Annotated in this window: 12 protein-coding genes, 1 tRNA gene and 1 pseudogene; 3 read left to right on the top strand and 11 right to left on the bottom strand. The window is 66.6% G+C overall.

The window, feature by feature from the left end; genetic code table 11:
- Positions 1-54: 54 nt before the first annotated feature.
- Genes ilvC through Q8T13_05185 form a run of 7 tightly spaced genes read right to left on the bottom strand, consistent with a single transcriptional unit; the run spans position 55 to position 7,490 of the window.
- On the bottom strand, positions 55-1,077 hold the full coding sequence (gene ilvC, locus Q8T13_05215; GenBank protein MDP3717153.1) for a ketol-acid reductoisomerase: 1,023 nt from the start codon (positions 1,075-1,077) through the stop codon (positions 55-57).
- 10 nt (positions 1,078-1,087) lie between these two features.
- Positions 1,088-1,360: a hypothetical protein gene (locus Q8T13_05210; protein ID MDP3717152.1), complete on the bottom strand. Its 273-nt coding sequence runs from the start codon at positions 1,358-1,360 to the stop codon at positions 1,088-1,090.
- The gene (gene ilvB / locus Q8T13_05205; protein MDP3717151.1) at positions 1,357-3,105 is read right to left on the bottom strand and encodes a biosynthetic-type acetolactate synthase large subunit; all 1,749 of its coding nucleotides are present in this window, start codon (positions 3,103-3,105) and stop codon (positions 1,357-1,359) included. The genes Q8T13_05210 and ilvB overlap by 4 nt, the downstream gene beginning before the upstream one ends.
- 36 nt (positions 3,106-3,141) lie before the next feature.
- Positions 3,142-3,744: a 3-isopropylmalate dehydratase small subunit gene (gene leuD / locus Q8T13_05200; protein ID MDP3717150.1), complete on the bottom strand. Its 603-nt coding sequence runs from the start codon at positions 3,742-3,744 to the stop codon at positions 3,142-3,144.
- A complete protein-coding gene (leuC, locus tag Q8T13_05195) occupies positions 3,741-5,198 on the bottom strand; it encodes a 3-isopropylmalate dehydratase large subunit (GenBank protein ID MDP3717149.1) in 1,458 nt (485 codons plus the stop codon). Before leuC ends, leuD begins: the two co-directional genes overlap by 4 nt.
- On the bottom strand, positions 5,188-6,288 hold the full coding sequence (leuB, locus tag Q8T13_05190; GenBank protein MDP3717148.1) for a 3-isopropylmalate dehydrogenase: 1,101 nt from the start codon (positions 6,286-6,288) through the stop codon (positions 5,188-5,190). Before leuB ends, leuC begins: the two co-directional genes overlap by 11 nt.
- A complete protein-coding gene (locus Q8T13_05185) occupies positions 6,279-7,490 on the bottom strand; it encodes a 2-isopropylmalate synthase (GenBank protein ID MDP3717147.1) in 1,212 nt (403 codons plus the stop codon). Before Q8T13_05185 ends, leuB begins: the two co-directional genes overlap by 10 nt.
- A 102-nt stretch (positions 7,491-7,592) precedes the next feature.
- Here Q8T13_05185 and Q8T13_05180 point away from each other — a divergent pair, with 102 nt between their 5' ends.
- Positions 7,593-8,510: a LysR family transcriptional regulator gene (locus tag Q8T13_05180; protein MDP3717146.1), complete on the top strand. Its 918-nt coding sequence runs from the start codon at positions 7,593-7,595 to the stop codon at positions 8,508-8,510.
- A gap of 43 nt (positions 8,511-8,553) precedes the next feature.
- Positions 8,554-8,640 (top strand) — tRNA-Leu (locus tag Q8T13_05175).
- A 10-nt stretch (positions 8,641-8,650) separates the two neighbouring features.
- Here the strand turns inward: Q8T13_05175 and Q8T13_05170 are convergent.
- Entirely contained in the window at positions 8,651-10,030 is a 1,380-nt protein-coding gene (locus tag Q8T13_05170) for a tyrosine-type recombinase/integrase (GenBank protein ID MDP3717145.1), read from the bottom strand.
- A gap of 96 nt (positions 10,031-10,126) precedes the next feature.
- Here Q8T13_05170 and Q8T13_05165 point away from each other — a divergent pair.
- Positions 10,127-10,822: pseudogene (locus Q8T13_05165) on the top strand (phage Gp37/Gp68 family protein).
- On the opposite strand, the gene tcmP reads toward Q8T13_05165, so the two are convergent.
- From tcmP to Q8T13_05150, 3 genes are all read right to left on the bottom strand, one after another.
- Complete coding sequence (gene tcmP, locus Q8T13_05160; protein MDP3717144.1) at positions 10,817-11,545, bottom strand: three-Cys-motif partner protein TcmP; 729 nt, start codon at positions 11,543-11,545, stop codon at positions 10,817-10,819. The pseudogene Q8T13_05165 and the gene tcmP overlap by 6 nt on opposite strands.
- A 103-nt stretch (positions 11,546-11,648) precedes the next feature.
- Positions 11,649-11,870, bottom strand: coding sequence for a hypothetical protein (locus Q8T13_05155; protein MDP3717143.1), 222 nt, complete (start codon positions 11,868-11,870; stop codon positions 11,649-11,651).
- A 4-nt stretch (positions 11,871-11,874) separates the two neighbouring features.
- Entirely contained in the window at positions 11,875-12,612 is a 738-nt protein-coding gene (locus tag Q8T13_05150) for a hypothetical protein (protein MDP3717142.1), read from the bottom strand.
- Positions 12,613-12,860: the final 248 nt, after the last annotated feature.

Genomic DNA, 12,860 nt, shown 5'->3' with positions numbered 1-12,860 from the left:
TCAGGAGTCACTCTTGAAAGCCGGCTCCTGAACTCCTGATCTCCTGTTTGGTCTTCAGGCCTTTAGCGCCGGCTCGGGCTCCGGCGCCGCCGCCGGCTCCAGGAAGGGCATGCGCGCGCGGAGCCTGGCGCCGACCTGTTCGATCTGGTGCTCGCGATTCTTCTCGCGTTCGGCCGCGAACCAGCCGCTCTTGGTGTCGCGCGCCAGCTTCTCGGCGTACGCGCCCGAGCGAATCTCCGCCAGCATCTTCCGCATTTCCTTCCTGGTCTCGTCGGTGACCAGGCGCGGCCCGCCGGTGTAGTCGCCGTGCTCGGCCGTGTCGCTCACCGAGTAGCGCATGAAGCCCAGGCCGCCGCGATACATCAAGTCGACGATCAGCTTCAGCTCGTGCAGGCATTCGAAATAGGCAATCTCGGGCTGATAGCCGGCTTCGACCAGCGTTTCAAATCCGGCGGTGACAAGCGCGCTCACGCCGCCGCACAGCACCGCCTGCTCGCCGAACAGGTCGGTTTCGCACTCTTCCGAGAACGTCGTCTCGATCACGCCGGCGCGCGTGCAGCCAATGGCCTTGGCATAAGCGAGCGTCGCGGCGCGGGCGTTGCCGGTCGCGTCCTTGTGAATCGCCATCAGGCCGGGCACGCCCGCCCCTTCCTTGAACACTTCTCGGACGCGATGGCCGGGCGCCTTCGGCGCCACCATCGAGACGTCCACGCCCTCGGGCGGCGTGATCCAGTTGAAGCGGATCGCGAAGCCGTGCGCGAACATCAGCATCTTGCCCGGCGTCAGGTGCGGCTCGATGTCGTTCTTGAACAACCCGGGCTGCACCAGGTCGGGCACCAGCATCATGATCACGTCGGCCCACGCCGCCGCCGCCGCCGGCTCCATGGGCGTGAAGCCCGCGGCTTCAGCGGCGCGCCAGCCCCGGCTGCCGGGCCGCACGGCCACGCGAACCGTGCCGCCGCTGTCGCGCAGGTTCATCGAGTGCGCGTGGCCCTGCGAGCCAAAGCCCATCACGGCCACCTTGCGTCCCAGGATTGCCGCTACGTCCACATCCGCGTCGTGAATCATCGTCGCCATAATCGATCCCTTACTCCTCTAACGGGCTGGCCATTGACGTCCAATCCTCGACGGCGAGGACGCCCACTTGTTTGCCGAGCAGCGCGACAATGCGCGCCGCGGTCTTGTCGGAACTGTCGAACATGATGGTGGCCTGCACCGTGGCCCGGTCGTGCGAGGCCACCGCCGTGAAGGCTTCCGCGCGCACGCGCTGGCGGCGGAGGATCGAGGCGACGCGATCGAGGGCGTCGATTTCGTGCTCGTAGCGGACCACGATGGTCCGCGGCTTGGCAGCGTCGATCATTGGAGATCCGCTCCGGTCTCGACCAGCGACGGCGACCCGGGACGCCGGATCATGTCGTTCAGGGCGGCGCCGGGCGACACCATCGGATAGACGGTGTCCTCCTGGACGACCCGGAAGTCCATCACCACGGCGCCGGCCGAGGCGCGCGCGTGGCGCAGGGCGTCCTTGATCTCGGCGCGCTTGGTCACGCGCACGCCGGGCAGTCCGTGGGCATCGGCGAGCTTGACGTAGTCGGGCGACGACATCGGCGTGGATGAGTAGCGGCGGTCGTGGAAGAACTGCTGCCACTGCCGCACCATGCCGAGGTAGCCGTTGTTGATGATCGCGACGTTGACCTTGACGTTCTCCTGGACCATGGTCTGCAACTCGGCTTGCGTCATCTGGAAGCCGCCGTCGCCGACGATGGCCCACACTTCCTTGTCGGGCCGCGCCATCTTGGCGCCGATCGCCGCAGGTAACCCGAAGCCCATGGTGCCGAGGCCGCCCGAGGTGATGAACGTGCCCGGTTCGTGCACCTTGTAATACTGCGCCGCCCACATCTGGTGCTGACCGACATCGGTGACGATGATCGCCTTGCCGCCGGTGGCGCGCCAGATGTCGTGGATGACGTGCGCCGCGCACAACCGGCCATCGTCGGGCAACTCGTCGATGTCGCGGACGGTGGGACCGCCGGCGAGGTCGCCGATGCGGGTGAGCCACCCGTCGTGGCGCGTGGCCTCGACCTGCGGCAGCCACTCCTGCAGCACCGCCTTCAGGTCGCCTTGCACGGCCACGTCGGCGCGCACGTTCTTGTGCAGTTCCGACGGATCAATGTCGATGTGGATTTTCTTCGCGTGGCGCGCATACTCGGCCAACTTGCCGGTGACGCGGTCGTCGAAGCGCATGCCGAGCGCGAGCAGGAGGTCGGCCTCCTGGATGGCGTCGTTGACCCACGCCTCGCCGTGCATGCCCATCATGCCGAGGTTGAGCGGGTGAGAGGCCGGCAGGCTGCCGATGCCGAGCAGGGTCATGGCCACCGGGATGTGCGCGCGTTCGGCGAGCGTCAGCACTTCGGCCATCGCGCCGCTCTTCAGGATGCCGTGGCCGGCAAGAATCACCGGCCGTTTGGCCGACGCGAGCAGCGCCGTCGCGTCTTCCAGCGACGTTCGGAGAGCGACCGCTTTAGCGGTCGCTGTGTCGGCGTCGGCGCGGCGAGGGCTGAAGCCCTCGCCCTCCGAACGCTCAGAGCGTGGTTCCCAGTCGGTCTCTTCCTGCTGCGCGTTCTTGGTGATGTCGACCAGCACCGGTCCGGGGCGTCCCGAGGTCGCCAGGCGGAAGGCGGCGCGCAGGGTCGGGGCAATGTCGGCGGCCCTGGTCACCAGGTAGTTGTGCTTGGTGATGGGGAGCGTGATGCCGGTGATGTCGGTTTCCTGGAACGCATCGGACCCGAGCAGCGCCTCTGGCACCTGGCCGGTGATGCAGACCAGCGGAATCGAGTCCATCATGGCCGTGGCGATGCCGGTGACCAGGTTGGTGGCGCCAGGCCCGGACGTCGCCAGCGCGACACCGACCTTGCCACTGGCGCGCGCGTAGCCGTCGGCCATGTGGGTGGCGCCCTGTTCGTGGCGCACCAGCACGTGGCGAATCGGGTGGTCGAGCAGCGCATCGTAGGCCGGCAGAATGGCGCCGCCCGGATAGCCGAACACGGTGTCCACGCCTTGTTCGACCAGGCACGACCAGATGATGTGAGCGCCACGCTGTTTCATAAAAGGTATCCAGTAGCCAGTAGCCAGTAGCCAGAGTTACGCGAGACTGTCCGTGCGCCGTTGTTCAAAGGCCGAGATCTCGGCATCGTTCGCGAGAATGAGGTCGATTTCGTCCTTGCCCTCGAGCAGCCGCTGCCGCGATGCCTCGTCAAACGCAAAGCGTTCGCGCAGGCCGTGCGCGTCGCGCACCTCACAGAGTTCGAGGTCAATCGTCAGTCCGTAGCCGGTGCCGGCTTCGGCCCGGTCGAGAATGGTGTTGACCGCCGTTTCGGAAATGGCGACCGGGACCAGGCCGTTGCCCACCGCGTTGTTGCGGAAGATGTCGGCGAACGACGGCGCCAGCACCACGCGAAAGCCGGCATCGGTCAACGCCCACGCGGCGTGCTCGCGCGACGAGCCGCAGCCGAAGTTCGGCCCCGCCGCCAGGATCGTGGCGCCGGCATAGGCCGGCTGGTTCAGCGAGAACGCCGGATCGAGGTCGCCCGTGGCGGTGCGGCGCCAGTCGTGGAACAGGAACGGCCCAAACCCGGTGCGCTCGATGCGCTTCAGGAAGTTCTTCGGGATGATCTGATCGGTGTCGACATGGCTCCGGCGCAGCGGTGCCACGCGGCCCTGGTGGACGCGGAATGGTTGGCTCACCGGTACTCCCATTGCCGCACGTCGGTGAAATGGCCCTCGATGGCGGCGGCGGCGGCCATCGCCGGACTGACCAGGTGCGTGCGCCCGCCGCGGCCCTGGCGGCCTTCGAAGTTGCGGTTGCTGGTGGAGGCGCACCGTTCGCCCTCGCCCAGCACATCGTCGTTCATGCCCAGGCACATGGAGCAGCCGGGTTCGCGCCACTCGAAGCCGGCTGCGGCGAAGATGCGGTCGAGGCCTTCGCGCTCGGCGTCGGCCTTGACCTGTTGTGAGCCCGGTACCACGAGCGCGCGCACGCCGGCCTTGACCCGGTGGCCGCGGACCACGTCGGCCGCGGCGCGCAGGTCGGCGATGCGGGCATTGGTGCACGAGCCGATGAACACCCGGTCCACGGGCACTGACTCGATTGGTGTGCCGGGCGTCAGGCCCATGTAGGTGAGGGCGCGCGCCATCGCTGCGGCGTCGCCTTCCGAGGCCGCCGAACTGGGGTCGGGAACGTTGGCGGTGATGGGCAGCGACATATCGGGACGCGTGCCCCAGGTCACGACCGGCGCCAGCGCGCTGACGTCGATGGCGACCTCGGCATCGAAGGTGGCGCCGTCATCACTGCGAAGCCCACGCCAGTCGGCGACGGCGGCGTCCCAATCGGCGCCGTGTGGCGCGTGCGGGCGGCCCTTCAGATAGGTGTAGGTCGTCTCGTCCGGCGCCACCAGCGCGCTGCGCGCGCCGGCTTCGATGCTCATGTTGCACAGCGTCATCCGTTCTTCCATCGAGAATGACGCCACCAGTGGGCCGCCGAGCTCGAGCGCATAGCCGGTGCCGCCGCTGAACCCGAGGCGGGCGATCATCGCCAGCGCGACATCCTTGGCGGTGACGCGGGGCATCAGCGCGCCGGTGAACTGCACGCGCATCGCCTTCGGTTTCTGCTGGACCAGGCACTGCGTCGCCAGCACGTGCTCGACCTCGCTCGTGCCGATGCCGAATGCCAGCGCGCCGAATGCGCCGTGGGTGCTCGTGTGGCTGTCGCCGCACACGATCGTGGTGCCCGGCAGTGTGAGGCCCAGTTCGGGGCCGATCACGTGGACAATGCCCTGGCGGCCGCTGTCGAAGTCGAAGAGCGGCACGCCGAATGTCGGGGCGTTACGACGCAGGGCTTCGACCTGCGCCCGCGCGAGCGGATCGGCAATGGGCAGCTCGCGGCCAGCGGTCGGCACGTTGTGATCGACGGTGGCAAAGGTCAGGTCGGGCCGTCGCACCTTCCGGCCGGCGAGGCGCAAGCCTTCGAAGGCTTGCGGCGACGTCACCTCGTGGACGAGGTGCCGATCGATGTAAATCAGGCTGCGACCGTCATCGAGGACACGCACCACGTGTGCGTCCCACACCTTATCGAGCAAGGTGCTGGGGTGCTTGGGTGCTCGGGTGCTGGGGTGCCCGACGGCCCAGAAGTTAGACGGCATGATACGAATGCCGCCTGTCGCGCACGTCGGCCAACGCGTCTTCGATGGCCTGGCCCATCTCCTGGGTTGAGAGCACGCGCTCGCCGGGACCGGCCAGGTCGCGCGTCCGCGCGCCGGCCGTCAGGGCGTCTTCAATGGCGTGATCGATCTCCGCCGCTTCCTTGTCCATCTTCGCGGTAAAGCGAAGCAGCATGGCGGCGCTGGCGATGGCGCCGACCGGGTTCGCCCAGCCCTTGCCGGCAATGTCGGGTGCCGAGCCGTGCACCGGCTCGTACAGATCCACGCGGCCGCCGAGCGTGGCCGACGGCAGCACGCCAAGCGAGCCGGCGATCGAAGCCGCCTGGTCGCTCAGGATGTCGCCGAACAGGTTGTCGCACAGCATGACGTCGAAGCTGGTGGGCGAGGTCGCGAGCCGCATGGCCGCGGTGTCGACGAAGACGTGCTCGAGCGCGATGTCCGGGTATTCCTTCGCGGTTTCTGAGACCACCTTGCGCCACAGCTGCGAGGTTTCGAGCACGTTCGCCTTGTCGATCGAGGCGACCCGGCCACGCCGTTCACGCGCGCGCTCGAAGGCGACGCGGGCGACTCGTTCCACTTCATGACGCGAGTAGATCAACGTGTTGAACGCGGTGGTGCCCGACGCCTCGAAGCCACGCGGCTCGCCGAAGTACAGGCCGCCCAGCAGCTCGCGGATGATCAGGATGTCGGCGCCCTTCACCTTCTCGGGCTGGAACGGCGTGCGCTTCGCCAGCGGCGCATAGCAGATGGCTGGCCGCAGGTTGGCGTAGCCGCCGAGCGCCTGGCGCAAGGCGAGCAGGGCCGCCTCGGGCCGCTGCGAGGGGAGGCGGCCGTCGAACTTCGGGTGGCCGACCGCGCCAAGCAGCACCGCGTCGGCGCCGAGACAGGCCTCGAGCGTGGCCTCGGGCAGGCCCTGGCCGTCGCTATCGATGGCCACGCCGCCAATCCGGTGCGTGCTGAACGTGAACGACTTGCCGGCGTGCTGCGCGACGTTCTTCAGGATGCGCACGGCCTCGGCCGTGACTTCCGGCCCGATGCCGTCGCCCGGCAGCAGGGCGATCGTCAGTGACATGCGGCGTCTCCGCGTTGCGCACCGGCCGCGGCGCCCACGGCCATTGCCGTGGCCATCTCGTCGCGAATGATCGCGGTCAACTGGGCGTCGTCCACCGTCTTGGTGCGATCCGCGAGCGCCGTCACCTTGACGTAGAGACGCTCGAGTTCGGCCTGCCGCAGGCGATGGCCCAGGTCGCGGCACCGCGCGTCGAGGCCGCGCAGGCCGGAATGCTTGCCGAGCACCAGCCGCGTCCCCGCCGCGCCCACCGACTCGGGGCGCATGATCTCGTAGGTCAGTTCGTACTTCAGCATGCCATCCTGGTGAATGCCGGCCTCGTGCGCGAAGGCGTTCGCCCCGACAATGGCCTTGTTCGGCGGCACCGAGACCCCGACGATGGCCGACAGCGTGTTGCTGGCGGGCACGAGGCCAGGGGTGTTGATCCCGGTCGTGAAGGGCAGGGCATCGGCCCGCACTTCGAGCGTCATGACAATCTCTTCGAGCGATGCGTTCCCGGCCCGCTCGCCAATGCCGTTGATGGTGCACTCGACCTGCCGCGCGCCGGCCTGGATGGCCGCGACGGAGTTGGCCACCGCCATGCCGAGGTCGTTGTGGCAGTGGGCGGAGAGGACCGCGCGGTCGCCGATCAGTTGGCCGACGGTCGAGAACATCCTGTGAATGTCGGCTGGCAGCGCGTAGCCGACCGTGTCGGGCAGGTTGATGGTGGTGGCGCCGGCCTCCACCGCCGCGACCGCGACCTCGCACAGGAACGCCAGGTCGCTGCGCGTCGCGTCTTCGGCCGAGAACTCGACGTCGGCACACAGGGCCCGCGCGTGGGCCACGGCGCTCTTGATTTGCGCCACGCACTGCTCGCGCGAGATGCGCAGCTTGTGTTCGAGGTGGATGTCAGACGTCGCCAGAAATACGTGGATGCGCGGCCGCGCCGCGCCCGCCAGCGCCGCCCAGGCGCGGTCGATGTCGGCCGGGATCGCCCGGGCCAGGCCGGCGATGATCGGCCGCCGCACGGCGCCGGCAATGGTCTTCACCGCGTCGAAGTCGCCGTCCGACGAAATGGGGAAGCCGGCTTCGATGATGTCGACGCCGAGGCGGTCCAATTGCTGGGCCAGCCGCAGCTTCTCTGTCGCTGTCATGCTGAAGCCCGGCGCTTGCTCGCCGTCGCGAAGGGTCGTGTCGAAGACGTGGATGCGGGATCTGGTGGCCATGGTGTCCAAGCTTTGCCCTGACAGTCTCGGGCGGCCGACCAAAATAAGTCAAAGTAATAATATCTATGGACTATCACCTGTTTGCTTATACTATGACTCCCGATGGAACTGTTCCAACTTGAAGCCTTTCTTGCAGTTGTGCGTGAAGGCAGCTTTTCCGCGGCCGCCAAGGCCCTGTATCGCACCCAGCCGGCCATCAGCCAGACCATCAAGAAGCTGGAGGACGAAATCGGCCGGCCGCTGTTCGATCGGTCGAGCCGGCGGGGGGTGCTGACCGACGCCGGGCGCGTGCTCGCCGACCACGCCGAGCGTCTGGTCAACCTGCGGCAGCGGACCATGTCGGCGCTCGACGACGTGCGGCAGTTGCGCACCGGCCGGCTGACCGTGGCCGCCAACGAGTTGACGTGCCTTTACCTGTTGCCGATCCTGCACGAATATCGCCGGCTCTACCCGGATGTGCACATCACGGTGCAGCGGGCCTTGGGCAGCCGCGTGCCCGCCCAGGTGCTCGACTACGGCGCCGACTTCGGCGTGGTCACGTTTCGCCCCGACACCGCCGCGCTGCAGTCGATCGTCGTGTATCACGACGAGCTGGCGTTCGTGGTGCCGCCGACGCATCCCCTGGCGCGGCGCGCCAAGGTGTCGATTGCGGAGTTGGCCAGCGAGTCGTTCGTCGCGCACCACGTGTCATCCCCGTACCGTCAACGGGTCATCGACACCTTTCGCAAACGCCGGGTCGAATTGCGCATGCCGGTGGAGATGCCGACCATCGACGCGATCAAGAAGTTCGTGGCCATGGGGAACGGTGTGGCGTTGCTGCCGGCGATTACCGTCGAGCGCGAGATTGCGTACAAGGAACTGGTGCGGGTCGAGGTGCCGGAACTCACGTTCGACCGCAAGCTCCGGCTGATCCACCGTCGCGAGGGCACGCTGTCGCATGCCGCCGAGGCGATGCTGTCGGTCGTGGAAGCGCAGAGCGCCCTGAAGAAGGGAAGGTTTGCCTTCGCGCCCGAGCGGTAGGTATACTTATGGACTCACTGCCTTAGCAATAACCCCTCCGAGTGCGGGAGTGGCGGAATTGGCAGACGCGCTAGCCTCAGGAGCTAGTCCGGGCAACCGGGTGGAGGTTCGAGTCCTCTCTTCCGCACCAACATCAAGTCTTACTTCTTCAACACTTTAGGTGCCTTCTTGCGAGCCAGATTCGGGCCTCGCTTGAGGCCCGCGGTGCGGCCCTTTCGGGCCGTTTTGACCCGTGGTTTCCGGCTAGAGTCACCCCGCAAGTCACCCCGCTTCGATTTCTTACCCCGCGTCGCACGCGAAATCCGGCTAACAGCCCCTTTGACCAACCCGAGGATTGGCAGGCCGCCTGACAGTTGCTCGAGCGTGTTGACCTTGTCGTCGACGTTCAGATGTGAATACGACAGCGTCGTCGCGAAATCCTTGTGCCCAGCCGCCTGCTGGTGATGCACCGGATGAATCTTCATGCGCCCCATGAAGGTGTTCATCGAGTGCCGCAGGGTGTGGAAGGTCGCGCCGCCGGCGACAGAGCGACCCCACGTCAACCCGGCCGCGATCGCCGCTGCCTTCACGCCGCCACCGATGTCCTTCACCGGGCCGCCGTGATACCAGACCACGTGGGTCGATCGCGGGTGCCTGGTCTTCGCGTCCTCGAGGATCTCCTGCAGCTGCGCGGTGATCGGCACGACGATGACCTTGCCGTCGGCATCCGTCTTGTGGTCCCACACGATAACGCGGCCGTTCGCCAGGTCGACGTGCGACTCGTGGGATTCCTTCCAGGTGAGCTGCAGCACGTTGACCAGGCGCAGCTCAGGCGCGAGGGCCGCGACCGACATAGCGATGCGAACGTGATACGACGCCTGCGCGATCCACGCCTGGATCTGTTCGACCGAGAGGGCAACCCGCCGACGCTTGCCCTTCGACCGCGGCCGCTGCGCGAACGGGTTATAAGCCGGCTCGCCCGCCTCGCGCCGATACTCGGCCTGCAGCGCGAGCCAGTACATCCGGCTCATCGTGGTGTTGTAGTGGTTGCGCGTGGACCCTTCGATGCCTTCGGCGTCCATCCATTCATCGAACGCGCGCATCAAGCTCGGGTCGGCGATCGGGTCGGCCAGGGTGAGGTCCAGATACTTGCCGGTCGGGTGCACGTAGGCGCCAGGCTTCGTCGGCCGACGGCCCCAGAAGCGCAGCACCGAACTCAGGTTGGCGTCAATGATCTCGGGCCGTTTGATCAGGCCCTTCGCGTGCAGGGAATGCACGTACTCCGAATACACGCCGGCCCAGTTCTGGAAGCTCGCGGCCGTGGCTTTCGTGGGCGGCACGTAGACGCCGGCGGCCTGCAGCTTGAGCCGGCGCCGGTGCTCCGCCTCGGCGTCCAGGGCGTCGCGCTGCGTGTTGAAGCCACGCGGCGACTTGTAGCTCTGGAGCTGGTACTGGAACTGGTAGCGCCAGCCGCCCCGGAGGCGTTTGCCCTTGACCTCGTGCAGCGCCTCGCCGCGGCCTTCCTCGAAGAACGCACCCATCAGTTGATCGATCGCGGCACGGCGTGACAGATGAGGTCATCCGGTGCCGGGGCGCGCCTGCCGGCGACCGTTCTTGGCATGTTATCCTCGCGGATCATGGCCGACCACTCCGGGATTGAATGGACCGAGGCGACGTGGAATCCCGTCACCGGTTGCACGGAGGTGTCGCCGGGGTGTGACCTCTGCTACGCCAAACGGGTCGCCCTGCGCTTCCCGAACACGTTCCCGAATGGGTTCACACTCACGTTGAAGCCGCACCTGCTCGAGCTGCCGAAGCGCTGGAAGCGGCCGCGCGTGGTGTTCGTCAACTCGATGTCGGACCTGTTTCACAAGGACGTGCCGGACGCCTACATCCGCCAGGTCTTCCAGGTCATGGTCGACTGCCCGCAGCACACGTTCCAAGTCCTGACGAAGCGCGCGGAGCGGCTGGCGCGCCTGGCGCCGACGCTGCCCTGGCCGGCGAATGTCTGGATGGGCGTGTCGATCGAGACCGACAAGTTCCTGTGGCGCGCTGACTACCTCCGCAAGGTGCCGGCGGCCGTGCGCTTCATCTCGGCTGAGCCCCTGCTCGGCTCGCTGGCCACGCTCGACCTGACCGGCATTCATTGGCTGATCGCCGGCGGCGAGAGTCAGACCGGCGCGCGCCCGGCGAAGCTCGAATGGTTCCGGGAGCTGCGGCGATCGTCCAAGGCAGCCGGTGCGAAGTTCTTCCTCAAGCAGCTGGGTGGCCACCCGTCGAAGCGTGGCGGTGATGAAGCGCTCCTGGACGGTCGGCGTTGGCATGACCTACCCGAGGTCGAAGAGCGTAGCGGGCTTGGGCGCGCCGGCGTCTCGCAACAGCGACTTGTGAAAAAAGTCGATCCCCCGCGCGTTCTTCGAGGCAAAGAGCGGCCGATACATCGTGGCGCCCAAGGAGTTCTTCATCGGTAGCTTGCTGACCTCGGTGATGTAGCCGAGCGCCTCGAGCTGCCGGCGATAGAGTTTCAGGAGTTCGACCAGCGCTGCTCTCGGTCGACGCTGCTCTACGATCGGGCGCCACTCCTCGGTTCCAAAGAAGCGCGTCCATCTGGCGGCGTGGTCCATGTCACGCGGGGCCAATGTGGCGTTCCTTCGCAGGTCGAGCTCCGGAAAACTAAACCACAGGTCGATGCTGCGGCCGGTCGTCAGCTGGCGAATGGTGTCGAAGGCGATTTCCTGGCCAATGAGATCCACAAATGCGACCGCGAGCGCACCCTCGGAAGCGGTGCGCAACCGCGCGATGACCCCCGCGCTGTTGCTGTCGCCGGCGATAATCTGCACGGTGTTGCTGCGAGGCTGTTGGGCGACGCGCTGCTCGAGCGCCTGGCGCAGCTGAACATCAAGTTCGACGAGATAGATCTGCGTCCACGCCTTCTTGGTGTTCAGGGCGAGTAGCGGCGAGCCGATGAACTCCGATTGGTCGGTGCGGTCAACGCAGATGCCGGGCCCGGCCATGAGGTCGATAAAGACCACGCCGCCATCCCACTTCCCGAGCATCGACGTGATCACCATGTCCATGTAGCGCCGGACATGTGTGAGCTTCTCTTTGGCCCAGGGCCCAGAGTCACGTGCCAGTAACCCGTCGGCCGCGTAGACAGCCTTAGTCGCCATCGGGTGGCTCGAGCTCGCCGGCGTCGATCGCTCGAACGGCGTCTTGGAGTGCTTCGAGGATGCGGACCTTCCGGCTCTGTACCGCCGCTTCGTCCATCGCAGCCGTCGATCGCATGGTCAGAGTAAAGCCCCCGCCAGCCTGGACGACGCGCGTGCCAGGCGGGGCGGGGATGATGCGGCCGGCTACTTTTGGCTTCGAGCTCGGCTTCATGGCCCTATCGGCTGACGGCCACGCGCCAGGTCATGTTGGCGGAGTTGATCGAGAGGTAGTATCGCCCGGGAGGCGTGCGGACCACCGACTGATCCTGCGTAGCAGTGCTGATGCGGCCAGACGACATCGTGTTGACGATGCTGTTGTCGTTGGCGTTATGCACGGTTACCGAGAGGACGCCGCCGACGCTTGACGAAGGCACGGCAGACCAGACAATTCGCCATTCCCCCGACATCTCGAAGCTCTCGGTGTCCTTCGAACCGCTGCCGGTCCAACCCGCACCAGTGGCCACTGACGCAGGCGGCGAGGATAGACCTTTCAGGGCGGCAAGTTCAGCGGCCGTCACCGCGCGTACTGCGTAGAATCCTCGGCTCAACGTCTGGGCGGACATCCAGGCGGATCGCAGTGTTCGCGATCGGTCAAAATTATTGCCGCTGACTCTCGCGCACCCCGTCCACGCAGCCCGTTCATTGAGCGTGATGCCGTTGGGGGCTTCGACATACACGGCTTCAGCCGAGGTCGAGTCAGGCACGACCTTCGTTCTGATGTTCCACAACGCGACTTCCTTCTCGACCACTCCTGCGCATTCAGGCGTGTCGATCGTCTCAACGCCGATGAGTAGCACGTCGCCTGCGGCATGGCCAGGCACGGCCACTCGGATCGGTCCGCCGTCGGATGGAGTGCCGACCAGGAACTGAAGCGCGAAAGATAGGCCGACGGCAATAGGGGTAATCTTCAGCATGTTATGTAGTCCTCAGCTCGAAGTGCGACACGTCCATGGCGCGCTTGCAGGTGCCGCAGGTCTTGCCATCCTTGGCACAACGTTTACATGACGAACAGTTCTTGCACGCATTGCAGGGGTTGGCGCCGGTGCAGGTCGCCGCGCGTACGGGGCCCGGAATGAAGGCCGCGCCGAATGCGGTCCCTACGACGAACGCGAGTAGCTGTCTCCGAGTCATGGGTCTACCTCTGAAAAAGTGCGCGCCGCAG

Source organism: Acidobacteriota bacterium (genome assembly GCA_030697165.1).
Classification (GTDB): Bacteria; Acidobacteriota; Vicinamibacteria; order Vicinamibacterales; family UBA2999; genus 12-FULL-67-14b.
Note: the sequence above shows the minus strand (reverse complement) of the source record. Positions and strands in the feature narration are given on the sequence as shown.